The sequence below is a fragment of the Gilliamella bombi genome, from assembly GCF_900103255.1.
In the GTDB taxonomy this organism is placed as follows: Bacteria; Pseudomonadota; Gammaproteobacteria; order Enterobacterales; family Orbaceae; genus Gilliamella; species Gilliamella bombi.
Genome location: NZ_FMWS01000002.1, coordinates 1 through 24,635, shown reverse-complemented (window position 1 = coordinate 24,635; position 24,635 = coordinate 1). Strand labels below are relative to the sequence as shown.

Here is a 24,635-nt window from a genome sequence, read left to right as displayed (position 1 = left end):
TTATTTATTTTTGCACCATACTGCAAGTGCTTCACATTGCCAATCTTTCATCATATAGTACCAAGCAGAGCGCCATTTACGTACTGTATCATTGTGTAAATTTAAAGCTTTTCCTATTTGTGAGTTATTAGCCCCAGAAACAAGTAACTCAATGAATTGTAACCACAATTCAGGTTTGGGTATACGGTTTAAACTAGTGTTGCTTAAAAGACTAAAGCTATGTCGACACCGTTTGCAGCGATAGCAAGTGCGAGAACCAATTTTGGTTGTTTCGTTAGAACCACAGTGTTTACAAGTTGGATTTTGTTCATTCAATAAGGCAGTTACTTTAGCTTTAATGGTATTGTATTGTTCCACTAAAGATGGCATTAGTTTTGTTTGTTTTTGATGTGTATACCAGTTATGTAATGATGGATAATAGCTTTGAAGATAGTTAATAATAGCTCGATCTCGTCGTATAACTTTTTCGAGCGATGTTTCGAGTCGGTCCGCAATTTCTTTATAGCCCATTTTATTTATTCGGTTGGTAAAAATAAACTCTAACCAATTATAGGGCATTAAACGATAGAAAGGAGTATTGGTTGAAACGGTAAAATATTTATGACAGTCTTTACAACGATATGTTTTATTAGGTTTTGAACGAATTATATAGAATTCAGTTTTTTTACAGAAGGGACAAGATTGCACATGTTGCGATGTTATTTCTTCTAGGTCATGATGAAAAGCTTTAAATTCATCATGTAATTCGTTTGGTACGAGTTCATAAATCATTTTTTATTCCCTTATCACTTATCCCCGTAAATATTATCAGATTTTTACATAAACATATAGCTTTCCTGAAACTTTTTTACATTTTCTAGTAAAGTACAATAATTGTCCAAGTATAAATATGATAATTAATGTTTATCTATAAATTTCTTATACTGGTGAATTAAAAAGAAGTGTAAAAGTGCTATTAAATAATATGATTAATAATGTGATTTGATGAATATGAGATACTAGATAGGTAATTAAATGCTCCTTCCAATTTGAAAAGAGCAGTATTTCAAAAAATATTATTTTTGTTGATGCAACCATTCGGCTACTTGTTTGGCAAAATAGGTTAATATTCCATCGGCACCAGCACGTTTAAAGCAAAGTAAAGATTCCATAATTGCTGATTTTTCATCTAACCAACCATTTTGAATTGCCGCTGTTAACATAGCATATTCGCCAGAAACTTGATAAGCAAAAGTTGGGACAGCAAAGGTGTCTTTAACTCTTCGAACGATATCAAGATAAGGCATACCAGGTTTAACCATGACCATATCTGCACCTTCACTTAAATCTTGATAGATTTCTTGTAATGCTTCATTACTATTAGCAGGATCGAGTTGATAAGTTTTTTTATTACCACCTTTAATATTTTTCGCAGAGCCGACAGCATCACGAAAAGGTCCATAAAAACTTGATGCGTACTTTGCGGAATAAGCCATAATTTGTGTGTTAAAAAAACCGTGCTTTTCGAGTTCGTTACGTATTGCTCCAATGCGTCCATCCATCATGTCACTTGGTGCGATAATATCCACACCTGCTTGAGCTTGCATTAATGCTTGTTTAACAAGCGTTTCAACAGAGATATCATTTTGTACATACCCTTGTTCATCAATAATGCCATCTTGTCCATGCGTGGTATATGGATCAAGTGCGACATCAGTTAATACACCGAGCTCTGGAATTTCTTTTTTTAATGCTCGAACAGCTTTTGGTACTAACCCATTTTCGTTATATGCTTCTTGTGCTAATGAGGTTTTTTTTGATGGTTCAATAGCGGGAAATAGTGAAAGAACAGGAATTCCTAATTTAGCTACTTGTTCCGCTTCTTTTAACAATACGTCAATACTCATTCGATTAACGTTTGGCATCGAGGTAATTGATTCAGTAATATTATTTCCTTCAACAATAAAAACCGGATAAATTAGATCGTTGGCCGTCAAACTATGTTCTGCAACCATACGACGACTAAAGTCATGGGCACGATTACGGCGTAGGCGGCGCTTTGGATATTGACCAGTAATTAATGATGGCATGAAATACTCCTGTTTATTCTCAATTAGATTTGATTTATTATCTGACTCTATATGCTGATTAGCAAATTAATTTGTTATCTTGTAATAATTCTATTTTTTACTTTACAACATATATCGATTGAGGGTAAAATTGCGCACTAATTTTAATCCCTTGTGATATTAAACAAATTTGAGGTGAGAGGCACATGCCAGTAATTAAAGTACGTGAAAATGAACCTTTCGATGTAGCGTTACGTCGTTTCAAACGTTCTTGTGAAAAAGCAGGAGTTTTAGCTGAAGTTCGTAATCGTGAATTTTACGAAAAACCAACTACTATTCGTAAACGAGCTAAAGCAGCAGCTGTTAAACGCCATGCTAAAAAATTAGAAAGAGAAAACGCTCGTCGCACTCGCTTATATTAATATTTTAAGATTATTTATACTGAAAACTAAAATTGATATTAAAAATCAATTTATTATCTTTTTGATATAAAGAATTCTAACAAGCCGTATTTTGATACGGCTTGTTGTCTTTTTATAACACCATAACTGGTTAAAGTTTTATCATGAAAGGTCTTATTCCTCGCGATTTCATCTTGGATTTAACTGCTCGAACTAACATTCTTGATGTGATTGGTAAACGCGTTAAAATGAAAAAAAAGGGGAATAATTATTTTGGTTGTTGCCCTTTTCATGATGAAAAAACAGCTTCGTTTTCTCTTAATGAAAAAAAACAGATCTTTTATTGTTTTGGATGTGGCGCATCAGGATCTGTTGTTAATTTTTTAATGCAATATGAGCGGTTATCTTTTCCTGAAGCTATTGAGGAGTTAGCTAGCTTGCAAGGGATTCGTGTCCCTTATATTGATAACGATAAAAATCAAATTGATCAATCAAAGCACATTGAATCTAGAAATGTACGTCGAGATCTATATACTTTGATGGGCAAAATCACTGATTTTTATCAGCAACAATTAGCATTATCTACATCTACTGATGCTCAAAAATATCTTGAGCAACGGGGACTCAATGCAGAAATTATAGCACGGTATAGAATTGGTTTTGCGCCTAATGAGTGGCGTTTAACTTCACAAAGTGTGGTTAAAACAAAAGCTGAAGAAGCACTTTATGAACAAGCCGGCATGCAAGTCAGCCACGATAGGGGTAATCAATATGACCGTTTTCGTGGAAGAATCATGTTTCCTATTCGCGATAGACAAGGCAATGTTATCGCGTTTGGTGGACGAACTATCATTAATGATTCTGCAAAATATATTAATTCACCAGAAACCCCCATTTTTCATAAAGGCTTTCAACTTTACGGACTTTATGAAACGCTAGAAGTCAATCGTAATCCTCAGCAACTGATGGTGGTTGAAGGCTATATGGATGTGGTTTCGCTTGCTCAATATGGCATTGATTATGCTGTTGCTGCTTTAGGTACGGCTACATCAGAGGAGCATATTAAATTATTATTTAGAGCAACAGATTCGGTAATATTTTGTTATGACGGCGATAATGCTGGACGAAGCGCTGCTTGGCGGGCACTTAATGTTTTATTACCTTGCTTAATCGATGGTAAGAAAATAACTTTTGCTTTTTTACCTCAAGATGAAGATCCTGATAGTTTTGTGCGTAAAGTCGGTAAGGATAATTTTGAAAAATATTTAAATGAATCTTCAAATTTGTCGAAATTTTTATTTGATGAACTTTTGAAACAGGTTGATTTAAAAACGGCTGAAGGAAAAGCAAAATTGAGTTCGCTAGCTTTACCGCTACTTGATCAAATTAAGGCAAAAGCCTTTAGATTAAATTTACTGCAGAAGCTCGGTAATTATTTAGGTTTACTTGATGTATCTCAATTAGAACAATTAATTCAAGAAAATCGTTCCCAACGTGATGAAAAGGCAAATGAAAAAGCGCCTACATCACAAATGAAATTAACAACGATGCGAGTTTTAATTGGTTTATTACTTCAATATCCTAATCTTGCTGAGCAAGTTTCCGATATAAATGTGATTCGCCAGGTTAAAATGGCCGGGATCGAGATTTTTGTTGAATTACTTGAACTATGTCAACGTTATCCCAATATAACTACTGCACAAATATTAATAGAGTGTATGGATAGACCGTTTTATAAGCAGTTGAATCGTTTATCCACCTGGGAGTGTCATTATCAAGATGGCGAAATAGGCTCAATTTTTTCACATACTTTAAAAGAGTTATATGATAATATACTCGCCCAAAGGCAAGATGAACTAATCGCAAAAGAGAGAGTCTCCGGCTTAAGCACCGCAGAGAAAAAAGAATTGGCGACTTTAATACTTGTTTTATCAAAAAAAGACTAAATATATAGAGTACGTGTAGATTCCAGATATTGTTCTACATGCATAATATAAATGACCAAATAACTAAAATGGATACCTTTATGGAGCAAAATTCTCAATCACAGTTAAAACTCCTAATCATTCGAGGTAAGGAGCTAGGATACCTGACCTATGCTGATGTCAACGATCACTTGCCTGAAGAGATTATTGATTCAGATCAGATTGAAGATATTATCCAAATGATTAATGATATGGGGATTCAAGTTCTTGAAGAAGCCCCTGATTCTGATGAGTTATTACTTTCAGATAATGTCCCTGATGAAGAAGCTGTTGAAGCTGCAACAGCATTAGTATTATCTAATGTTGAGTCAGAAATTGGTAGAACAACTGATCCTGTTCGTATGTATATGCGTGAAATGGGAGCGGTTGAACTGTTAACGCGTGAAGGCGAAATCGATATTGCTAAGCGTATTGAAGATGGTATTAATCAAGTTCAAACTTCGGTATCCGAATATCCAGAAGCTATAACTTATCTTTTAGAGCAATATAATTTAATCGAAAGTGGACAAGTTCGTTTATCTGATTTAATTACAGGTTTTGTTGATCCAAATGCTGAAGAAGTTGTTGAAGAGTTACCTGAAGATTTAGAAGTTAGTGAAACCGAAATTGAAATCGATGATAGCGATGATGATAGTGAGGATGATGAAAACGAGGCATCAACTGATGATGATGTTTCTATCGATCCCGAAGTTGCTAAAGCTAAATTTGCCGAATTAAAAGAGCAACATGATAAAACGTCTGATGCTATTAAAAAATATGGCCGTGCTCATAAAAAAGCACAAAAAGAGATCGAAAATCTATCAGAAATATTTAAACAATTCCGTTTAGTTGCTAAGCAGTTTGATATTCTTGTTAATAACATGAGAAGCATGATGGAGCGTGTTAGAACTCATGAACGTGTTATTATGAGGATTTGTGTTGAAAAATGCAAAATGCCGAAAAAACTATTTATGACTTATTTTACTGGCAATGAAAATAGCATGGATTGGTTTAAGAAAGCTTTATCATCGAAAGGTGCGTTTGCGGATAATCTAAAAGATTTTGAAACTCAAATTGCTGCGCAAGTTGATTTGTTACAACAAATTGAAACTGAAACAAGTCTTTCTATTGAGCAAATCAAAGATATTAATCGACGTATGTCTATTGGCGAAGCTAAAGCACGTCGAGCTAAGAAAGAAATGGTAGAAGCTAACTTACGACTAGTTATTTCTATTGCGAAAAAATACACCAACCGAGGATTACAATTCTTAGATCTTATCCAAGAAGGTAATATTGGCTTGATGAAAGCAGTTGATAAATTTGAATATCGTCGTGGTTATAAATTCTCAACTTATGCAACTTGGTGGATAAGACAAGCGATTACTCGTTCTATAGCTGACCAAGCAAGGACAATTCGTATTCCGGTACATATGATTGAAACAATTAATAAGTTAAATCGTATTTCTCGTCAAATGTTACAGGAAATCGGTCGTGAACCAACACCTGAAGAGTTATCTGAACGCATGCAAATGCCTGAAGATAAAATTCGTAAAGTGCTTAAAATTGCTAAAGAGCCAATTTCGATGGAAACACCAGTTGGTGATGACGAAGATTCGCATTTAGGTGATTTTATTGAAGATACAGCTCTTGAGCAACCGCTAGATGCGGCGACTTCTGAGAGTTTACGTAGCGCAACTCGCGATATTTTATCAGGATTAACGCCTAGAGAAGCGAAAGTGTTACGTATGCGATTTGGTATTGATATGAATACAGATCATACGCTAGAAGAAGTTGGTAAGCAATTTGATGTAACTCGTGAACGTATTCGTCAAATTGAGGCTAAGGCGCTGAGAAAATTACGTCATCCAAGTCGATCTGATGTGCTTCGTAGTTTCTTAGAATAAATTTTATCTTTCTTGTATATCGCCACTTTTGTGGCGATTTTTTTATTCTTGTTAATCAAAGATATTAAAAATCATGAATATATTTCAACGTGTTAAGATTGATTCATTCTTATTGATTCTAATTTGTGTTGTGATTACAGCTAGCTTTTTTCCTTGTGAAGGACAGGCTAAAACGGTTTTTGAATACCTTACAACTTTTGCTATTGGCTTGCTATTTTTTATGCATGGCGCAAAACTTTCTTTTCAAGCAATTGTCTCTGGTATAAAAAATTGGCGATTACATTTGTTAATATTTACAACTACATTTGTAATATTCCCAGTTTTAGGCATGATGATGCAGTTATTAGTGCCCACTTTTTTATCACATGATATTTATTTAGGTTTTGTTTATCTTTGTGTTTTACCAGCAACAGTGCAGTCTGCAATAGCATTTACTTCAATAGCTAAAGGTAATGTGGCAGCAGCTATTTGCAGTGCCTCAGCATCAACGTTATTGGGGGTGTTTATTACCCCGCTTTTAGTTGGATTGTTAATACATACTCAAACCTCGGCATCAATGAACATAATTGATGCCATTACCTCTATTATGCTGAAACTGATGTTGCCTTTTGTTGTCGGGCATTTATCTAGACGTTTTATTGGTCAATGGGTAGATAAGTATAAAAATATTATTTCTAAAACAGATCGTTTGTCGATTTTATTAGTGGTTTATGTCGCGTTTAGTGATGCAGTTGTTAATGGTATATGGTCGCAAGTCGGTTTTTTATCTTTGTTAAATATTATATTTTTCTCAATTATTCTGTTAGTTATAGTTTTATTTATTACCACTTATAGTGCAAGATTTTTTGGTTTTAGCAAACAAGATGAAATCACAATTGTATTTTGTGGTTCAAAAAAGAGCCTAGCAAGCGGTATTCCAATGGCAAGTGTTATCTTCCCCATGTCGATGATGGGTATTTTGATCCTACCTTTAATGATCTTTCATCAAATCCAATTAATGATTTGTGCTTTTTTGGCTGCACGTTATGCTAAACGAAAAATGTAAAAAATTGTTTTGCTCATTAGCTTATTCTCAAGGATAATAGTGGCGCTAATTAACAACAGAAAGATATATTATGTTTCATCTATTTGCTGATTTAGAATTTTCAACCATTATATTATTAGTCTTAGCTTTACTTTTTGTACTCTTTTATGAGGCTATTAATGGATTTCATGATACTGCTAATGCTGTTGCCACTGTTATTTATACAAGGGCATTGAAAGAACAACTTGCCGTTTTTATGGCCGGAGTATTTAATTTCTTTGGCGTACTACTTGGTGGGCTTAGTGTGGCTTATGCCATTGTGCATTTGTTACCAACTGATTTATTACTTAATGTAAGTTCTACTCATGGGCTTGCTATGGTATTTTCTATTTTATTTGCAGCAATCATTTGGAATTTAGGTACTTGGTTTGTTGGTATTCCTGCATCAAGTTCACATACTTTAATTGGTTCTATTATTGGCGTAGCACTTGCAAATGCATTGGTTATGGATACATCAATTATTGATGCGCTTAATATTCCTAAGATGATTCAAATCTTTTTATCCTTGATTGTTTCACCAATAGTTGGTCTTGTTATTGCTGGGTTAATGATTTTTTGTCTGCGTAAGTATTGGACACGTAAAGGGCAAAGTAAAAAAAGTAGTAAAAAAAGAGAACGCATCTTTATGACTCCAGAGCAGCGAGAAAAACTTTATGGTAAGAAAAAGCCACCTTTTTGGATCCGAATAATGCTTATTATTTCTGCTGCAGGTGTGAGTTTTTCTCATGGTGCTAATGATGGACAAAAAGGTATTGGTTTATTAATGTTAGTATTGATGGGTATTGCTCCTGCTGGCTTTATTGTTAATATGAATGCGTCTACCTATGATATTACTAACACTCGTAATGCTATTGATAATATTCAGGAGTACTTTGTTACTCACAATGATGATCTAACTACGATAATAGGTAAACAACCTGCATTAGACACAAGTATTCCAGAAGGCGATTTGAATAAGTATCATTGTGACTATTCACATTCATTTATCACACTGGGTATTGCTCATAATTTATTTAATAAAATGAATAATTATGAATCACTCACTGTTGAACAACGTTCACAAGCTAGACGCATATTATTATGTTTATCGGATACTGTTTCGCATGTTGCTAAACAAGCTAATGTAACAGCAGAGGAAAAACAATATCTGAAATCTTTGAATAACGATTTACTTAAAACTGTTGAATATGCGCCGATTTGGATCATTATTTCGGTAGCTTCAGCACTAGCAATTGGAACAATGATAGGATGGCGTCGTGTAGCTATTACTATTGGTGAAAAAATTGGTAAAAAAGGGATGACTTACGCACAGGGCGTGTCGGCACAAATCACTACGGCTTTATCAATTGGGATTGCAAGTTATACTGGTATGCCTGTATCAACAACTCAAGTTCTTTCTTCATCTGTGGCAGGTACAATGATTGTTGATGGTGGTGGCGTTCAAAGTAAGACCATTAAAAATATTGCATTAACTTGGATTTTAACACTTCCAATTTCAATTTTGTTATCTGGGTCACTTTTTTGGCTTGCTCAAAAATTGATTTAGTAGTAAAAAGAGAGTATCAATTTTGTAGTTTTATCTGACCGTTAAATTGGAAGGAGTAATGTATCATGGCTTATAAACACATATTAGTTGCAGTAGATTTATCACCTGAAAGTGAAGTTCTTGTCGAAAAAGCAGTTTCTATGGCTAGGCCATATAATGCTCAAATATCTTTGATTCATGTTGGTATTAATTATTCTGATCTTTATACTGGTTTAGTTGATATTAATATGAATGATATGAAAGACCGAATTACTGAAGATGCGCATATTGCATTAAATAAACTAGCCAATGATGCGGGATATCCTATAGCTCATACTCTTTCTGGGAATGGTGAATTTGACCAAGTATTAATCGAAGCAATTCATGAATATGGCGCTGATCTTGTAGTGTGTGGTCATCATCAAGACTTTTGGAGTAAGTTGATGTCTTCTGCTCGTCAACTTATCAATAATACACATATTGATACCTTGATTGTTCCGCTAAAAGATGAAGAACCAGCAGAAGAACCTGCTAAATGAAGTATTAAATATCAACCCGCTTAATTAGCGGGTTTTTTATAGATATTAGATAGTTTTTTGTAAAAAACTTTCAGGTAACTATGTGTTTCAGTATATTTTATTTACTACTTTTTGTTTGTGCATATAGTCGTTTATCGAAATATACTCCAATTTTAACTTAGTTTATAAGGGGATTTAATATGAATATAGCTTTGGTTACTGGTGCATCCTCTGGATTTGGGCAAGCTATCTGCCGTAAACTTATAGCAGATGGTTATAAAGTTGTAGGCTTAGCTAGACGTGCAGATAAACTGCAAAACATTGCAGATGAGTTAGGTGCTAATTTTCTTTCATTACCATTAGATATAACTAAAAAAGATGCAGTAAATACTATTTTATTGCAATTACCAAATGAATTTAAGCCCATAGATATTTTAATAAATAATGCAGGTCTAGCATTAGGTTTAGAACCTGCTTATGAAGCAGATTATAACGATTGGGAAACAATGATTGAAACTAATATTATTGGGCTAGTAAATCTAACTCGACAAATATTACCAGAAATGGTTGAGCGCAATTTTGGTTATATTATTAATCTTGGATCTGTGGCTGGTACTTATGCTTATAAAGGCGGAAATGTTTATGGTGCATCTAAAGCTTTTGTTAAACAATTTAGTGCTAATTTGCGTACCGATTTATTAGGGAAAAAAGTTAGAGTTACTAATATCGAACCGGGATTATGTGGTGGTACAGAGTTTTCAAATGTTCGCTTTCATGGCGATAACCAGAAAGCCGCACAGGTTTATCAAGGTGTTGAATTTATTACTCCAGAAGATATAGCTAATACTGTGTCTTGGTTAATTAATACACCAAATCATTTTAATGTTAACTCAATTGAAATAATGCCTGTTGCACAAGCATCGGCAGGATTGTCTGTTTGTAAAGAGGCTAAATAATATAACTTCCATTATTAAGTTTTTTTGCTGATTTTTAGCGAAAATTAAAAAAATTTGTTTGGCAAACAAAATAGACTTGCACTTATGCTAATGGGTTGTTATTCTTTCCTCTTGTGATTTTGATTGAGGTTTATGGCAATGACATTTTCTGAAGTAACGAAAACATTTGCGACAAGTTTGCCTGGTACTGATAGTTATGTAAAGTTAAGAAAGGCAATGAGAACATTAATTCAAGAAGATCCAAAAAATGCATCGGTTTATTTTTTGATTTTTGGATTTGCTCGTACATATGTTATGTTATATGAAGATCAAGAAGTATCGCCGCAATTTGCCGAAGATAATCAAAAGCTAATGTTATCGTATCTTAATATTTTAGATGAAGCATTAAAAAAACAAGATGAAAAGTGCATATATCAAGCATTGAATAATGTTGTTAATGAATACGAAAATAGTAAAAAGGTTTTTTAAAATTATAGCCTGACATGAAAATGTCGGGCTGTTTTGTTTTTAGTTTAATTAAATATTTCTTAGGAAAAATCATGATAATTTTAGTTAGTATGACAGGAATTATTAACACCTTAGGTACTATTATGCGATCTAGGGCGGGTTGATTTTTTCAATAAATATTAAAAAACCCGCTCCTTAAAGGCGGGTTTTTATTTTGCATGGAAATAAAGTAGTTAACCTGTGCAAAAAAATTAAAAACAGAATTAGCATGATAAGACTACAAGATTTTTAATACCTATAAATAAGTTCTAAAAACTATAATTATAGATAGTAATGGGCATAAACTAAGATAATAAGTAAGGTGTGATATGAAAGTTTTAAAATTTGGAGGAACATCTGTTGCTAACGCAGAACGCTTTTTGCGAGTTGCAGAAATTATTGAAAATAATGCTAAACAAGAGCAAACCGCCACTGTTTTATCGGCACCTGCTAAAATTACCAACCATTTAGTAGCCATGGTTGAAAAAACGGTTGCTGGGCAAGATATCAAAAGTAACATTTATGATGCTGAAAAGATATTTGCAGATCTATTAGCAGGTCTTGCAAAAGCTCACCCTAATTTTGCTTATGAAGAGATGAAGCATTTTGCTCTTAATGAATTAAAGCATGTTAAGCAATTACTTGAAGGTATCCGTTTACTCGGTCAATGTCCTGATAGTATCAATGCATCAATTATTTGTCGTGGAGAAAAGCTATCAATTGCTATTATGCAAGAACTTCTCAAAGCAAGAGGCCATACGATCACGGTAATAGATCCTGTTGCTATGCTTATTGCAGAAGGTGGTTATTTAGAATCGACTGTTAATATACCTGAATCGACTCATCGAATTGCTGAAATGCACATTCCACAAGACAATTTTATTCTAATGCCCGGTTTTACCGCTGGTAATGAAAAAGGTGAATTAGTTGTGCTTGGACGAAATGGTTCTGATTATTCTGCTGCCGTATTAGCAGCTTGTTTAAGAGCAAATAGCTGTGAAATATGGACCGATGTTGATGGAGTTTATACTTGTGATCCCCGTATTGTACCAGATGCCAAATTACTAAAAACAATGTCTTATCAAGAGGCGATGGAACTTTCATATTTTGGAGCAAAAGTACTTCATCCAAGAACTATTTTACCTATTGCCCAATTTCAGATTCCTTGTTTAATCAAAAATACAAATAATCCTGATGCGCCAGGCACATTAATTGGTGCTAATATTGTTGACTCAACCACACCTGTAAAAGGTATTACCAATTTAAATAACATGGCAATGATCAATGTTTCAGGTCCTGGATTAAAAGGTATGGTTGGTATGTCGGCACGTGTTTTTTCTGCGATGTCTTATGCTGGCATTTCAGTTGTACTTATTACTCAATCATCATCTGAATACAGCATTAGTTTTTGTGTGCCACAAACAGAACTTTATCGTGCAGAAGAAGCTTTAAGTGATGAATTTTTCTTAGAATTAAAAGATGGATTACTTGAACCGATCGAGGTGATTGAAAGGCTTGCTATTATCTCTGTAGTAGGCGATGGCATGCGTACCTTACGTGGTTTATCAGCTAATTTCTTTACAGCATTAGCCAGAGCTAATATTAATATTGTTGCTATAGCACAAGGTTCATCTGAACGCTCAATTTCAGTTGTAGTTGATAATGATGTTGCTGTAATGGGCGTTCGTGTTGCGCATCAGATGTTATTTGGTACTGATAAAATGCTTGATGTCTTTGTTATTGGTGTTGGTGGGGTTGGTGGTGCGCTTGTCGACCAAATCGGACGTCAACAGAAATGGCTTAAAAACAAACAGATTGATTTGCGAGTATGTGGTTTGTTTAACTCTAAACACAGCATAACCAATAGAGACGGTATTGATCTTAGTAATTGGCGTGATCAAATCAAACAGAGTGATACTAAATATTCATTAGATAGTATTATTGAGTTTGCCAAATCTAATCGATTACTTAATCCGATTCTCGTTGATTGTACTTCTAGTAGCGAAGTATCTGACAAATACGCTGATTTTTTAGCTAATGGCTTTCATGTCGTTACACCAAATAAAAAAGCAAATACCAGCTCAATGGCCTACTATTTACGCTTACGCCAAGAAGCTGCAAAAAGTAAGCGTAAATTCCAATATGATACCAATGTAGGGGCAGGGTTACCGGTAATTGAAAATCTTCAAAATCTACTTAATGCAGGTGATGAGTTAATCAAGTTTTCGGGAATTCTATCTGGATCGCTTTCTTTTATATTTGGTAAACTTGACGAAGGCATGTCACTGTCTGAAGCAACTAAATTGGCTAAAGAGAAAGGTTTTACTGAACCTGATCCTCGAGACGATCTATCTGGAACCGATGTAGCTAGAAAGTTACTTATTTTAGCTAGAGAATCAGGTTTACAATTAGAATTGGATCAAATCAATGTCGAATCCGTATTACCTCCTGAATATGCACAAGATAGCATTGATGATTTCATGACCAAATTACCGCAGTTAGATGCACAGTTTAAAGCAAAATCTGAACAAGCAGCAAAAGAAGGTAAAGTTCTACGTTATGTGGGTAGCATAGAAAACCATCAATGCAGTGTTAGAATTGAAGCTGTCGATAGCGAAGATCCTCTTTATAAAGTCAAAAATGGCGAAAATGCCTTAGCTTTTTATACTCGTTATTATCAACCTATTCCTCTTGTATTACGTGGTTATGGTGCTGGTAATGATGTTACTGCAGCAGGTGTTTTTGCTGATATTTTACGTACAACATCAGGTAAAATCGGAGGTTAAATGAGTCATAAATCTTTAACTGTTTATGCGCCTGCATCAATGGCTAATATTAGCGTTGGTTTTGATATATTGGGCGCAGCAATTAGCCCGATTAGTGGCGCTATGCTTGGTGACTGTATTACTGTTAAATCTGCTAACGAATTTTCCCTTACTAGCAAAGGTCAATTTGTCAAAAAGCTACCACGTGATCCAAAATGTAATATTGTATTTCAATGTTGGCAGCGATTTTGTCAAGCAATGGGGAAAACTTTACCTGTTAGTATGACTCTTGAAAAAAATATGCCAATTGGCTCTGGTTTAGGTTCAAGTGCGTGCTCAGTAGTTGGTGCATTGGTTGCATTAAATGAGTTTTTTGATAAACCTTTTAATGAATTTGAAATGTTATCCATGATGGGAGAACTTGAAGGTCGTATTTCGGGCAGTGTGCATTATGATAATGTTGCGCCATGCTATTTAGGTGGGATGCAACTTATTCTTAATGAGATGGGTATTATTAGTGAGTCGATTCCGCATTTTGATGATTGGTATTGGGTGATGGCTTATCCAGGAATAAAGGTATCAACGGCTGAAGCACGTGCAATTTTACCTGCTCAATATCAAAGGTCTGATGGTGTAGCACATGGTCGCTATGTGGGGGGATTTTTGCATGCTTGTTATACCAAACAACCTAAGCTGGCTGCCACAATGCTTTTTGATAATATTGCTGAGCCTTATCGTAAACAATTATTACCTAATTTTGATGAAACTCAAAAACGGGTTAAGCAACTTGGTGCTTTGTCATCGGGTATTTCAGGTTCAGGGCCAACAATATTTGTGATTGCAGATAAACTTGAAACAGCTCAGCAAATTGAATTATTACTTAAAAAATATTATTTGCAAAATGATGAAGGTTTTACTCATATTTGTAAAATTGATACTCAAGGAACAAGAGTTATTTAATGTTTACTATAAAAAGTAGAGTTAAATATAACAAAAATGCCAACTATTATTGAACAAGTTGATATTACGAAGAGTGAAATATTACAGCATAAAGATAACCGGAAAATATTATGAAATTATATAACTTAAAAGATCATTCCCAGCAAGTTAGCTTTGCACAAGCAGTTCAACAAGGATTAGGAAGAGGGCAAGGTTTATTCTTTCCTCAACAATTACCTAAATTTTCATCATCCGAAATTGAGTCGTTATTAAAACTTGATTTTATTACTCGAAGTGCCAAGATCTTATCTGCTTTTATTGGTGATGAGATTAGCTGTGATGATATGCATAGACTTGTTAAAAATGCATTTCAATTCCCTGCTCCAGTAACTTCTGTGGAAGCAGACATTGGTTCATTAGAACTATATCATGGACCAACATTAGCATTTAAAGATTTTGGTGGACGCTTTATGGCGCAAGCTTTAGTGCAAGTCGCTGCTGACAAAAAAATTACTATTTTGACTGCTACTTCTGGCGATACTGGTGCGGCCGTTGCTCATGCGTTTTATCATTTACCAAATATTCGCGTCGTGATTTTATACCCAGAAGGTAAAATTAGTCCATTACAAGAAAAGTTATTTTGTACTTTAGGTGATAATATACATACAATTGCTATTCAAAGTGACTTTGATGCGTGTCAAGCCTTAGTTAAAAAAGCATTTGATGATGAAGATTTGAAAAAAACAATCGGTTTAAACTCCGCTAACTCAATTAATATTAGCCGATTATTAGCACAAATCTGTTACTATTTTGAAGCTTTTGCACAACTCACATCAACCCAACGTGAACAGCTGGTTATTTCTGTGCCGAGTGGCAATTTTGGTGACTTAACAGCAGGTCTACTTGCGAAAACAATGGGATTACCTATTAAACGCTTTATTGCCGCAACGAATGCCAATGATACAGTACCTCGTTATTTAGAAACTGGTAAGTGGGAACCTCACGCAACCATTGCAACATTATCGAATGCAATGGATGTAAGCCAACCAAATAACTGGCCACGTATCGAAGAGATTTATAAGCGTGAGGGATGGGATCTTAAATCACTCGGTCATGCTACTGTTTCGGATGAAGTTGCTAAGCAAACTGTTTGTGAACTTGATCAAAAAGGTTACTTATCTGAACCTCATGGTGCAATTGCTTATCGAGCACTGTGTGATCAGTTACAAGAGGGTGAATATGGACTATTTTTAGGTACGGCACATCCTGCTAAATTTAAAGAAGTGGTTGAAGATATTTTAGGTAAATCAGTTCCATTGCCTAAAGAGTTAGCAGAGCGAGCTGATATGACATTGCTTTCTCATTGTATGCCTGATGATTTTGCTAAATTAAGAGATTTTCTCATTAAATTAAATTGGTAAGTATTTTATGCCACCAAATAGGTGGCTAATTTTTGAATGTTTGGTGAATCTTCATCATCATATATTTTAATACTATCGATGATAAAACTAACATTTAAGGTGAATAAACCATACCTATTTTTCTAGTATAATGATTAACGTCATAACAATTAGACCCTTGTTTAAATCAAAATTTTCAGATATTGTAATGATTATTTTGTTGCCATAAGGATACATTTATGCACTGTCCTTTTTGTAATGCAGATGATACAAAGGTGATTGATTCACGTCTTATCGGTGAAGGATTTCAAGTCCGTCGTAGACGGCAATGTGTTGAATGTAATGAAAGATTTACTACATTTGAAGTTGCTGAATTAATTATGCCTAATGTCATTAAAAGCAATAAAGTTCGCGAACCATTCAATGAAGATAAATTACGCAATGGTATGAAAAGGGCTCTTGAAAAACGCCCAGTGAGTTTTGATGCCATTGAAGATGCGATTACACGTATAAAATCTAAACTAAGAGCAACAGGTGAACGTGAAGTCCCAGCAAAATTAATTGGTGACTATGTGATTGAAGAACTTAAAAATCTAGATAAAATTGCTTATATTCGTTTTGCTTCGGTTTATTTTAGTTTTGACGATATCGAACAATTTAGTAATGAAATTGCTAAGTTACAACAAAAATAATCAACAATATGACTGCAATTTGCAATAAAGATCACTTCTATATGCAACAAGCCATTGATTTGGCTAAGCTTGGTCGTTTTACAACAACACCAAATCCTAATGTTGGCTGTGTCATTGTTAAAGATGATCAAATAATTGGCAAAGGTTATCACCAAAAAGCTGGTGAGCCTCATGCCGAAGTTCATGCACTAAAAATGGCTGGTGGTGAGGCAATCGGCGCAACAGCTTATGTGACATTAGAGCCTTGTAGTCATTTTGGTCGAACACCTCCTTGTGCTGATGCGCTTATTAAAGCTGGCATCATTCGTGTAGTAATTGCGATGCAAGATCCTAACCCTAATGTTGCAGGTAATGGTATTAAACGCTTAAAAGAAGCAGGAATAGATGTCACCATTGGCGTTTTAACTGAGCAAGCAGAAGCTATTAATAAAGGCTTTTTAAAACTCATGCGAACAGGTTTGCCTTATATTCAACTTAAACTAGCCGCCTCATTAGATGGTAAAATTGCCATGGCATCTGGTGAAAGCAAATGGATAACATCAAATAAGGCAAGAGAAGATGTGCAACAGTTCCGAGCTCAAGCAAGCTGTATTTTAAGTACTCGTGCGACTGTGCAAGCTGATAATGCAAGTTTAACAGTTAGATATAACGAATTACCTGATGAAATAAAAAAAATCTACCTTCCAGAAAAAATTCGGCAACCTGTTCGTGTAATTATTGACAGTCAAGATCAGCTAACAGGTACTGAAAATATTTTCAATCAGCCAGGTGAAACATGGGTAGTACGAAAAAAAGATAACCTTATTGCAAAACAAAATACCAAATTAATTATAGAATCATCTAGTTGTAAACAAATAGATTTATCTAAATTGTTTGCATTATTAGCCGAAAAACAAATAAATTCGGTTTGGGTTGAAGCTGGTGCTCATCTGGCTGGAGCTCTAATAGAACAAGATTTAGTGGATGAATTAATTATTTATTATGCACCAAAATTACTTGGTCATAATGCGTTAGATATGTGTATATTGCCAAATCTGCAAAAGCTTTCATTAGCACCACAATTTCAATTTGAATCGATTGCTATGGTGGGCGATGATCTTCGACTTATTTTAAAAAGAAAATTACTTGCAACTTTGTAAACAGTTAATAACTTTTTTCAGTAACATTCAAAACTAAAAATTTAATAGTAAGTTAGCCGGTATGTATCAAATAACAAGATTCGCCACACTTGATATCGATCTTTTTTTTAATTTAGATGAGTATCGTATTATCGAAGACTTCGGTTATGCTGATATTTCAGGAATAGGAAAAGTCTGTGGTTATCAAATTCTCTTTTTTTATATTTCGGATAATGTTGAGGCATTATCAATTGATGAAGTTATAGACAACACTTTCTTATGTGATAAAGCAAATCAAATTTTAGATTTTCTTGGTTTTGACTTTAAAATTGGTCAGCCGTTTGAGTTAACCAATCAGTTTAATCATAATTATAGATTTAAAGATCATATCTATGAAGAGCACATGCGTTACTATTATGTTTTCGATAACATTTTGATTACTCTAGGTATTAATTTGGAAGGGGTTTTGGTTTCATTTGAAATGGTTAAAGATCAATGTATTATCAATAATCGCCTTGAAACTTTTAAATCTTAGCTTCGTCTTCAAATTTTATTTTATTGGTAACAAATAAAAAAAGCGCCATTAATAGCGCTTTTGATTAAAAATTACTGTGCTTATTTTTTAAGTTCAGCGATTTTTTTACGAATGTTGTTTGCACGATCTGTTGAAGATGGATGGCTACTTAAGATTGAAGAGTCACCACCACCTAATTTATCAAATGCAGATGCAAGTCCTGCTGGATTAATTTTTTTCTTAACTAAGAAATCGAAAGAATAGTTATCCGCATCTTGTTCTTGTTTTTGTGAAAATTGAGAATTAATCACTGCTGATGCTAACGCACCTAAGCTAGATTTTGATAAAGAAGCAATTTTTGCATTACCAGAAGCAGCTGCTGCATCACGTGCTATTTCAGTTGCATAAGCAACTTGTATTGCTTTTTTACTATGACCTAAAGCTACGTGACCTAATTCGTGACCTAAAACACCTTGAATTTCGTTATCAGTCATCATATCCATTAGACCACTATATACACGAACACAGCCATTAGCCATTGCCCATGCATTAACATCTTTTGTGATGTATACTTTATAGTTGATTGGTGTACCGTTTAGATTATTACCAAGTGTTTTTGCAATTTTATTTAATCGTTTAGTATAAGCGCTTTTTGCTGGAGCAATTCTTGATTGAGCATCCATTTCAGCACATGATTGTTGACTTAATGCTTTAACATCATTATCACTTAGAGTAGCAGCTTGCAAACTTTTCATGCCAAGGCTAGTTAAGTCATCTGCGCTCATATTTTTACAACCAGCGAGTGACATTGCTGCAACTAGAGGTAGTGCAACTAACAATGTTTTTTGATGTTTATTCATACTCTTTTCCTTATATTAATATAAATGTCAAATGCCTAATTTCTTTAGACAATTTAAATTTTAACGTAACTTTTATAATAATCAACAAATAATTGCTTGATTAGACAATATCCGGGCTTTAGACTAATGCCTCATTTTTGAGGAACACGATTATGCAACTATCCGATTTTGATTTTTATCTTCCTAAAGAACTAATTGCCAAACATCCTTCAAAAAACAGAAGTGCATGCCGACTTTTATCTCTTGATAGCCATACAGGTAAAGTTGAAGATAATGTATTTACTGATATTATCGATAAAATCAATCCGGGTGATTTACTTATTTTCAACAATACTAAAGTTATTCCTGCTCGCTTATATGGAAAAAAAGCTTCAGGTGGAAAAATTGAAATATTAATTGAAAGAATATTAGATAATAACCGAGCTCTAGCGCATATTAGAGCTTCAAAATCACCCAAAGCAGGTGCTGAACTAATATTAGGTGAAAATGACCCTATTAAGGTTACCATGCTAACACGCCACGATGCTTTATTTGAATTGCAATTTCCTGACGATGTGCTTAGTGTTTTAAATAAGATAGGTCATATTCCATTACCGCCATATATTGATCGCCCAGATAATGAACAAGATCGTGAAGTTTATCAAACAGTGTATAGTAAAGTGCCAGGAGCCGTTGCTGCACCCACGGCGGGTCTTCATTTCGATAAACCTTTATTAGAAAAACTAAAACAGAAAGGCGTCGAAATGGCATTTGTCACTTTACACGTTGGAGCAGGAACATTCCAACCAGTTAGGGTTGAAAACATTGAAAACCATATTATGCACTCTGAATATGCTGAAGTGCCAGAAACTGTTGTGGAAGCGGTGTTAGCATGTAAAGCACGAAACAAAAAAGTTATCGCTGTGGGAACAACTTCTGTTCGAGCTTTAGAAAGTGCAGCACAAAACACAGGAAAAATAGTTCCTTTTTTTGCCGATACCCAAATTTTTATTTATCCGGGGTATCAATTTAAGGTCATTGATTCGCTCATAACTAATTTTCATTTACCTGAATCAACTTTGATTATGCTTGTTTCTGCCTTTGCTGGTTATGAAAACACCATGAAAGCTTACCAACATGCTGTTAAAGAAAACTATCGATTTTTTAGTTATGGTGATGCTATGTTTATTACAGCGAAAAGTAATAAATATTAATAAATATCAAATAAATATCCAATTTAATTAAGCTAATTTCAAACTTTATGGCTATATTAAGCTTATCTATATAAATACTTATTTATTGCCTAATTGCTCTAAAATACGCTCAATACGTTTTGTATTTGATGGATGCGATGTTTTTGTTTTTGAATGAATCGGCATTTTTTTTAACATAGTTACAAGCCCGATTGGGTTAATATTACTGCTCATTAATAATTTCAAGGCATAATGGTCGGCTTCAAACTCATATTGTTGAGCAATATCTTCTTTAACAAGAACTATTACCTCTTTATTGGTTATCCCAACATAAGGGGCTAGTTTAAATGATTTTATAGCATGCTTAAGAGCAATATGAGCTTGTTCATGAGCTAAAACTGCCTGTAATTCATTATCGTTTAATAATTTTATTAATCCACTGTTTATGCGAATACAACCATTAGCTGTTGCCCATGCATTAGGATCAGTATTTAAATAAACTTTGTAATTTACTTCAATATCATTAATCTTTTTAGGCAACGTTTGAGTTAGTTTTTCAAGTTTTTGGGTAAGCCAACTACTTTCATTAGCAATAACAGATCGTTTATCTGAGTCAGCACACGCTTGTGCTCCAATAGCCTCGATGTCTTGTTCAGATAAATGTTTAATTTTGTCTGATGTAATAATTAGCGCAACTTCATTATTGAAGTTTTGACAACCAACTAATAAACTAATTGAAAAACATGATATTAAAAATAAATTAATATGCTTCAAATGTCTTAAATCCTTTCAAATATTGTTTATTGATGCCTAGCACGATAAACTAACACCGAAAATTAATGATACGGTGACGTATTATAACAATAATTCGCGCCAAACTGTTTATTTGGTCGCAAGAGGTTAACAAAAAAATGAAATTTGAACTAGACAATACCGATGGGCTTGCTCGTCGAGGACGTATGAAATTCGATCGTCGTGGAGTTGAATATACCGTTGAAACACCAGCATTTATGCCTGTTGGTACTTATGGCACGGTAAAAGGTATGACCCCTGAAGAGGTTACTGCAACTGGAGCTCAAATATTACTAGGCAACACATTCCATTTATGGTTAAGGCCTGGACAAGAAATCATGCGAAAACATGGTGATTTACATGATTTTATGCAGTGGCATGGCCCAATTTTGACCGATTCGGGAGGGTTTCAAGTCTTTAGTTTAGGTGATATCCGCAAAATCAAAGAGGAAGGTGTCTATTTCCGTAATCCGATTAATGGTGATTCGATTTTCTTATCACCTGAGGTTTCAATGGAAATTCAATATGATCTTGGTTCTGATATTGTGATGATTTTTGATGAATGCGCCCCGTTTCCTGCTGATTGGGATTATGTCAAAAAATCAATGGAAATGTCTTTACGTTGGGCTAAACGTAGCCGAAAGCGTTTTGATGAATTAGGCAACAAAAATGCACTCTTTGGTATTGTGCAAGGCGGAATACATCAAGAATTACGTGATATCTCAATTAAAGGATTGACCGAAATAGGCTTTGATGGCTATGCTGTTGGTGGATTAGCTGTTGGAGAGCCTAAAGCTGATATGCATCGCATTTTGGAGGGTACTTGCCCACAATTACCAGCCGATAAACCTCGTTACCTAATGGGCGTGGGTAAACCTGAAGATTTAGTTGAAGGTGTACGTCGAGGTATTGATATGTTTGACTGTGTGATGCCAACCCGTAATGCACGTAATGGTCACTTATTTGTCACAAATGGTGTAATTAAAATTCGTAATGCAAAATATAAAGACGACACTACTCCGCTTGATCCTCATTGTGATTGTTATACTTGCAAAAATTATACTAAATCATATCTTCATCATTTAGATAAGTGTGGTGAGATTTTAGGTGCACGACTAAATACCATCCACAATTTACGTTATTATCAACGTTTAATGGCTGAAATTCGTGAAGCTGTTGCGAATAAACGTTACGAAAATTTTGTCATTGAATTTTATCAACGAATTGGTAAAACACCAGCACCTTTATCGAAATAAAGACATAGCAGATATAAATTTTTATCGTAGGTATTGACACTTTTTAGGAAGCGCAGTATTATGCGCTTCCAACGGCGAGTAGCGCAGCTTGGTAGCGCAACTGGTTTGGGACCAGTGGGTCGGAGGTTCGAATCCTCTCTCGCCGACCATTTTTCCTTTCAAAACCCTTTTTTAACATCATTAATACCTTAAAAAATAACATAATTACATTATTTAATAAAAATAAAAAATTAAAGCTAACTTATTATAAAATAAGTTATTTTTTATATTTTAGCAGAAGTGAAATTACTAAAAAATGTAATTTGAAAGAAAAAGAGTATTTATTAAATAAGTTTAAAATTGAAAAAGAAGAAGATATACAACATATACAAAATAAAAAGGTAAAACTCCCAACAATTTTATAAAAAGAGGGAATCCCCTCTTTTTATTATTACTTATAAACCAATTATTTTCTCTCTTGAATTAAAGAGACCGCAATCGTCATAAATTTCTTTATCTTTTGAGTGACATGAGCTTTTTGTTTTTTCTGCATTTTTTTTCATTTGTTCATCTGTATCACCTGAAATTTTATAATATACTTTGTTAGTGTTAAAGTTAAATAGATAATTAAAATCATTATCAAGAATATTTTGATCATATGATGATTTTTTACCAACAATTTTCACTTTTACTTTTAAATCACCAACAAAGTATGAATCACAAGTTAAATTAATTGAATCGTCAGATAATATTACTTTATTTATTTCTTCTTTTGAAACTGAGCAATTTTTCAATTCACGATCAATTATAAAAGATGGTTCTTGATTTTTACGAATTGAATAAGTATGATACTGATAGAATTTGTTATTTTTAAAATCATAAAGCATAGCCCATTCTTTTTGATCTTTTATTGCTTCTTTAGCAAATTTTACAAACTCATCATCACCACAACCAACCAACACCATGCTTAAAACACTAATACAAAAAAAACTAATTATTTTTTTCATTATTTAACCCCTTTCTTTTTTACTTAGCATTAATTAATTTGTAAGTAATGCCGTTTTTACATACTTTTGTTGTGTATTTACCATCAGTATTTAAATTTATAGCAAGTGTTACAGTATCAAGATTACAATTTTTACTAATCTCATTCATTATTTTCATATAACCAACTCCAGTTAAATCTGGAGCTTGAGAATCAAAACCACTTGCTGTTGCTTTACCTGTTTTTAAATCATAAATAATTGTGTTTTTATCACCACATCCCACCAAAACAAAACCTAAAACACTAACACACACAAAACTAATTATTTTTTTCATTATTTTATTCCTTGTAATTAACACAAATAAGCCTCATTATTTAAATAGTTATTTATTTACCAGATAAGTTTTCTAAAATTTTTAAAATTCTTAATGTAAACATGCTTGGAAGCCAACCAAAAATAAAGCTAGTAAAGAAAAAGTAAATAATTAAAATCCCAAACCCTTGTAAACCGCCTAAATTATGAAACATATCGTAAAGTGCCATAAAAACTTTAATAGGATTATCTAGTCCCAAAAATTTATCAAAAATAATTAAAGTAAACCCAATCCAATAAAGCAAAGCTATACCATCTCTAACTAAAGGATTCGTTGTAATATAATAATCTCCGTCAAGATCAGAATAATAACCGTTCAAAATTCTACCAAGCATCATTTTCTCCTTATCTATAAAAATTTATTAAAAGTAAAGTAAAGGTTGAGTTAAAAAGATTGACTATTGTATTATGATCGGTTTCGCAGATCAATAAAATATATTATAATAGTTTTTATCTATCGCAATTAACCTTACTGATCGTTATAATCTTTCAAAAATTTTTAAAAAGTAACAAGTTAAGTTAATTGCGTGTTTAATTTATATATTTTAATTAATCAATGGGATGGGCGAATGATATATAATGTTTTTCAATAATAAGGATAACGTGGATAATTACATTAGTTAGTTTTCTTATTTTTTCCATTTACAAAAAAAGCATATTAACATCGGCAGGTACGTTCATTTTTGATTTTGTTATTAATTTTATTTTAATTAGCGTTGTGGTATTTCTTTCTAAAAAGATTAAAAATAATTTAAAAAAGAACAAGCCAAATACTAGAGCTAATGCAACAACTTAAAATGGATGAACAAAAACTAAGAAGAATGGTAGCTAGCTGGCTAACAGCATAAAAATGCAGGAGGATTTAGGTAAATTAACGGGTTTTATTGTAAATACCCCAAACTTA

General features: G+C 33.7%; 23 protein-coding genes and 1 tRNA gene. 17 read left to right on the top strand and 7 right to left on the bottom strand.

All coding sequences use genetic code 11. The annotated features are described in order from the left end of the window. Both B9N71_RS00470 and hemB read right to left on the bottom strand, forming a co-directional pair. The gene (locus B9N71_RS00470) at nt 1-771 is read right to left on the bottom strand and encodes a hypothetical protein (protein ID WP_085163726.1); all 771 of its coding nucleotides are present in this window, start codon (nt 769-771) and stop codon (nt 1-3) included. Nucleotides 772-1,055: 284 nt separating this feature from the next. Continuing rightward, on the bottom strand, nt 1,056-2,069 hold the full coding sequence (gene hemB, locus B9N71_RS00465) for a porphobilinogen synthase (RefSeq protein WP_085163724.1): 1,014 nt from the start codon (nt 2,067-2,069) through the stop codon (nt 1,056-1,058). A gap of 185 nt (nt 2,070-2,254) precedes the next feature. Between hemB and rpsU the strand changes: the two genes are divergently transcribed. The 14 genes from rpsU to B9N71_RS00395 all read left to right on the top strand — a co-directional run bounded on the left by rpsU (nt 2,255) and on the right by B9N71_RS00395 (nt 18,335). Further along, a complete protein-coding gene (gene rpsU / locus B9N71_RS00460) occupies nt 2,255-2,470 on the top strand; it encodes a 30S ribosomal protein S21 (protein ID WP_034882800.1) in 216 nt (71 codons plus the stop codon). Between the two features lie 143 nt (nt 2,471-2,613). After that, nucleotides 2,614-4,395 carry a DNA primase gene (gene dnaG, locus B9N71_RS00455; protein WP_085163723.1) on the top strand — a complete coding sequence of 594 codons (1,782 nt, stop codon included), beginning with the start codon at nt 2,614-2,616 and terminating at the stop codon, nt 4,393-4,395. Nucleotides 4,396-4,475: 80 nt separating this feature from the next. Then, the gene (gene rpoD / locus B9N71_RS00450; protein ID WP_244178504.1) at nt 4,476-6,317 is read left to right on the top strand and encodes an RNA polymerase sigma factor RpoD; all 1,842 of its coding nucleotides are present in this window, start codon (nt 4,476-4,478) and stop codon (nt 6,315-6,317) included. Nucleotides 6,318-6,390: 73 nt separating this feature from the next. After that, nucleotides 6,391-7,362, top strand: coding sequence for a bile acid:sodium symporter family protein (locus B9N71_RS00445; protein ID WP_034914119.1), 972 nt, complete (start codon nt 6,391-6,393; stop codon nt 7,360-7,362). 70 nt (nt 7,363-7,432) lie between these two features. Then, nucleotides 7,433-8,947: an inorganic phosphate transporter PitA gene (pitA, locus tag B9N71_RS00440; RefSeq protein WP_065589862.1), complete on the top strand. Its 1,515-nt coding sequence runs from the start codon at nt 7,433-7,435 to the stop codon at nt 8,945-8,947. Between the two features lie 65 nt (nt 8,948-9,012). Further along, on the top strand, nt 9,013-9,465 hold the full coding sequence (gene uspA, locus B9N71_RS00435; RefSeq protein ID WP_065589863.1) for a universal stress protein UspA: 453 nt from the start codon (nt 9,013-9,015) through the stop codon (nt 9,463-9,465). A 179-nt stretch (nt 9,466-9,644) separates the two neighbouring features. Continuing rightward, complete coding sequence (locus B9N71_RS00430; RefSeq protein WP_085163721.1) at nt 9,645-10,400, top strand: SDR family oxidoreductase; 756 nt, start codon at nt 9,645-9,647, stop codon at nt 10,398-10,400. 138 nt (nt 10,401-10,538) lie between these two features. Next, a complete protein-coding gene (locus B9N71_RS00425; protein ID WP_085163720.1) occupies nt 10,539-10,868 on the top strand; it encodes a hypothetical protein in 330 nt (109 codons plus the stop codon). A 347-nt stretch (nt 10,869-11,215) separates the two neighbouring features. Then, nucleotides 11,216-13,672 carry a bifunctional aspartate kinase/homoserine dehydrogenase I gene (gene thrA / locus B9N71_RS00420; protein WP_085163719.1) on the top strand — a complete coding sequence of 819 codons (2,457 nt, stop codon included), beginning with the start codon at nt 11,216-11,218 and terminating at the stop codon, nt 13,670-13,672. Further along, nucleotides 13,673-14,611, top strand: a complete 939-nt coding sequence (gene thrB, locus B9N71_RS00415) for a homoserine kinase (RefSeq protein ID WP_085163718.1) — start codon at nt 13,673-13,675, stop codon at nt 14,609-14,611. A gap of 110 nt (nt 14,612-14,721) precedes the next feature. Further along, entirely contained in the window at nt 14,722-16,011 is a 1,290-nt protein-coding gene (gene thrC, locus B9N71_RS00410) for a threonine synthase (RefSeq protein ID WP_085163716.1), read from the top strand. A 218-nt stretch (nt 16,012-16,229) separates the two neighbouring features. Beyond that, nucleotides 16,230-16,682: a transcriptional regulator NrdR gene (gene nrdR, locus B9N71_RS00405; protein ID WP_034914085.1), complete on the top strand. Its 453-nt coding sequence runs from the start codon at nt 16,230-16,232 to the stop codon at nt 16,680-16,682. Between the two features lie 8 nt (nt 16,683-16,690). Beyond that, nucleotides 16,691-17,821 (top strand): bifunctional diaminohydroxyphosphoribosylaminopyrimidine deaminase/5-amino-6-(5-phosphoribosylamino)uracil reductase RibD, encoded by a 1,131-nt coding sequence (gene ribD / locus B9N71_RS00400; protein ID WP_085163715.1) that lies wholly within the window; start codon nt 16,691-16,693, stop codon nt 17,819-17,821. 61 nt (nt 17,822-17,882) lie between these two features. After that, nucleotides 17,883-18,335: a hypothetical protein gene (locus tag B9N71_RS00395; protein ID WP_065589868.1), complete on the top strand. Its 453-nt coding sequence runs from the start codon at nt 17,883-17,885 to the stop codon at nt 18,333-18,335. An 80-nt stretch (nt 18,336-18,415) separates the two neighbouring features. Here the strand turns inward: B9N71_RS00395 and loiP are convergent, their stop codons facing one another. Further along, nucleotides 18,416-19,174, bottom strand: a complete 759-nt coding sequence (gene loiP / locus B9N71_RS00390) for a metalloprotease LoiP (protein ID WP_085163714.1) — start codon at nt 19,172-19,174, stop codon at nt 18,416-18,418. Between the two features lie 152 nt (nt 19,175-19,326). On the opposite strand from loiP, the gene queA reads away from it, so the two are divergent. Then, on the top strand, nt 19,327-20,367 hold the full coding sequence (gene queA, locus B9N71_RS00385) for a tRNA preQ1(34) S-adenosylmethionine ribosyltransferase-isomerase QueA (protein WP_085163713.1): 1,041 nt from the start codon (nt 19,327-19,329) through the stop codon (nt 20,365-20,367). Nucleotides 20,368-20,445: 78 nt separating this feature from the next. Here the strand turns inward: queA and B9N71_RS00380 are convergent, their stop codons facing one another. Continuing rightward, nucleotides 20,446-21,120 (bottom strand): M48 family metalloprotease, encoded by a 675-nt coding sequence (locus B9N71_RS00380; RefSeq protein ID WP_085163712.1) that lies wholly within the window; start codon nt 21,118-21,120, stop codon nt 20,446-20,448. A 137-nt stretch (nt 21,121-21,257) separates the two neighbouring features. Between B9N71_RS00380 and tgt the strand changes: the two genes are divergently transcribed. Together tgt and B9N71_RS00370 are read left to right on the top strand one after the other, a co-directional pair. Continuing rightward, complete coding sequence (gene tgt, locus B9N71_RS00375) at nt 21,258-22,394, top strand: tRNA guanosine(34) transglycosylase Tgt (RefSeq protein ID WP_065589872.1); 1,137 nt, start codon at nt 21,258-21,260, stop codon at nt 22,392-22,394. 72 nt (nt 22,395-22,466) lie between these two features. Then, nucleotides 22,467-22,543 (top strand) — tRNA-Pro (locus tag B9N71_RS00370). Between the two features lie 285 nt (nt 22,544-22,828). On the opposite strand, the gene B9N71_RS00365 is transcribed toward B9N71_RS00370, so the two are convergent. Genes B9N71_RS00365 through B9N71_RS00355 form a run of 3 tightly spaced genes read right to left on the bottom strand, consistent with a single transcriptional unit; the run spans nt 22,829 to nt 24,069 of the window. Then, a complete protein-coding gene (locus B9N71_RS00365) occupies nt 22,829-23,380 on the bottom strand; it encodes a hypothetical protein (protein ID WP_085163711.1) in 552 nt (183 codons plus the stop codon). Nucleotides 23,381-23,399: 19 nt separating this feature from the next. Then, nucleotides 23,400-23,693 (bottom strand): hypothetical protein, encoded by a 294-nt coding sequence (locus tag B9N71_RS00360; protein ID WP_065589874.1) that lies wholly within the window; start codon nt 23,691-23,693, stop codon nt 23,400-23,402. A 52-nt stretch (nt 23,694-23,745) separates the two neighbouring features. Further along, nucleotides 23,746-24,069, bottom strand: coding sequence for a hypothetical protein (locus B9N71_RS00355; RefSeq protein WP_143421966.1), 324 nt, complete (start codon nt 24,067-24,069; stop codon nt 23,746-23,748). Between the last annotated feature and the right edge of the window lie 566 nt (nt 24,070-24,635).

What these genes read in the sequence shown, in the direction of transcription:
- B9N71_RS00470 (WP_085163726.1), bottom strand. Translation starts at nt 771, where the DNA reads ATGATTTATGAACTCGTACCAAACGAATTACATGATGAATTTAAAGCT.
- hemB (WP_085163724.1), bottom strand. Translation starts at nt 2,069, where the DNA reads ATGCCATCATTAATTACTGGTCAATATCCAAAGCGCCGCCTACGCCGT.
- rpsU (WP_034882800.1), top strand. Translation starts at nt 2,255, where the DNA reads ATGCCAGTAATTAAAGTACGTGAAAATGAACCTTTCGATGTAGCGTTA.
- dnaG (WP_085163723.1), top strand. Translation starts at nt 2,614, where the DNA reads ATGAAAGGTCTTATTCCTCGCGATTTCATCTTGGATTTAACTGCTCGA.
- rpoD (WP_244178504.1), top strand. Translation starts at nt 4,476, where the DNA reads ATGGAGCAAAATTCTCAATCACAGTTAAAACTCCTAATCATTCGAGGT.
- B9N71_RS00445 (WP_034914119.1), top strand. Translation starts at nt 6,391, where the DNA reads ATGAATATATTTCAACGTGTTAAGATTGATTCATTCTTATTGATTCTA.
- pitA (WP_065589862.1), top strand. Translation starts at nt 7,433, where the DNA reads ATGTTTCATCTATTTGCTGATTTAGAATTTTCAACCATTATATTATTA.
- uspA (WP_065589863.1), top strand. Translation starts at nt 9,013, where the DNA reads ATGGCTTATAAACACATATTAGTTGCAGTAGATTTATCACCTGAAAGT.
- B9N71_RS00430 (WP_085163721.1), top strand. Translation starts at nt 9,645, where the DNA reads ATGAATATAGCTTTGGTTACTGGTGCATCCTCTGGATTTGGGCAAGCT.
- B9N71_RS00425 (WP_085163720.1), top strand. Translation starts at nt 10,539, where the DNA reads ATGACATTTTCTGAAGTAACGAAAACATTTGCGACAAGTTTGCCTGGT.
- thrA (WP_085163719.1), top strand. Translation starts at nt 11,216, where the DNA reads ATGAAAGTTTTAAAATTTGGAGGAACATCTGTTGCTAACGCAGAACGC.
- thrB (WP_085163718.1), top strand. Translation starts at nt 13,673, where the DNA reads ATGAGTCATAAATCTTTAACTGTTTATGCGCCTGCATCAATGGCTAAT.
- thrC (WP_085163716.1), top strand. Translation starts at nt 14,722, where the DNA reads ATGAAATTATATAACTTAAAAGATCATTCCCAGCAAGTTAGCTTTGCA.
- nrdR (WP_034914085.1), top strand. Translation starts at nt 16,230, where the DNA reads ATGCACTGTCCTTTTTGTAATGCAGATGATACAAAGGTGATTGATTCA.
- ribD (WP_085163715.1), top strand. Translation starts at nt 16,691, where the DNA reads ATGACTGCAATTTGCAATAAAGATCACTTCTATATGCAACAAGCCATT.
- B9N71_RS00395 (WP_065589868.1), top strand. Translation starts at nt 17,883, where the DNA reads ATGTATCAAATAACAAGATTCGCCACACTTGATATCGATCTTTTTTTT.
- loiP (WP_085163714.1), bottom strand. Translation starts at nt 19,174, where the DNA reads ATGAATAAACATCAAAAAACATTGTTAGTTGCACTACCTCTAGTTGCA.
- queA (WP_085163713.1), top strand. Translation starts at nt 19,327, where the DNA reads ATGCAACTATCCGATTTTGATTTTTATCTTCCTAAAGAACTAATTGCC.
- tgt (WP_065589872.1), top strand. Translation starts at nt 21,258, where the DNA reads ATGAAATTTGAACTAGACAATACCGATGGGCTTGCTCGTCGAGGACGT.
- B9N71_RS00365 (WP_085163711.1), bottom strand. Translation starts at nt 23,380, where the DNA reads ATGAAAAAAATAATTAGTTTTTTTTGTATTAGTGTTTTAAGCATGGTG.
- B9N71_RS00360 (WP_065589874.1), bottom strand. Translation starts at nt 23,693, where the DNA reads ATGAAAAAAATAATTAGTTTTGTGTGTGTTAGTGTTTTAGGTTTTGTT.
- B9N71_RS00355 (WP_143421966.1), bottom strand. Translation starts at nt 24,069, where the DNA reads ATGATGCTTGGTAGAATTTTGAACGGTTATTATTCTGATCTTGACGGA.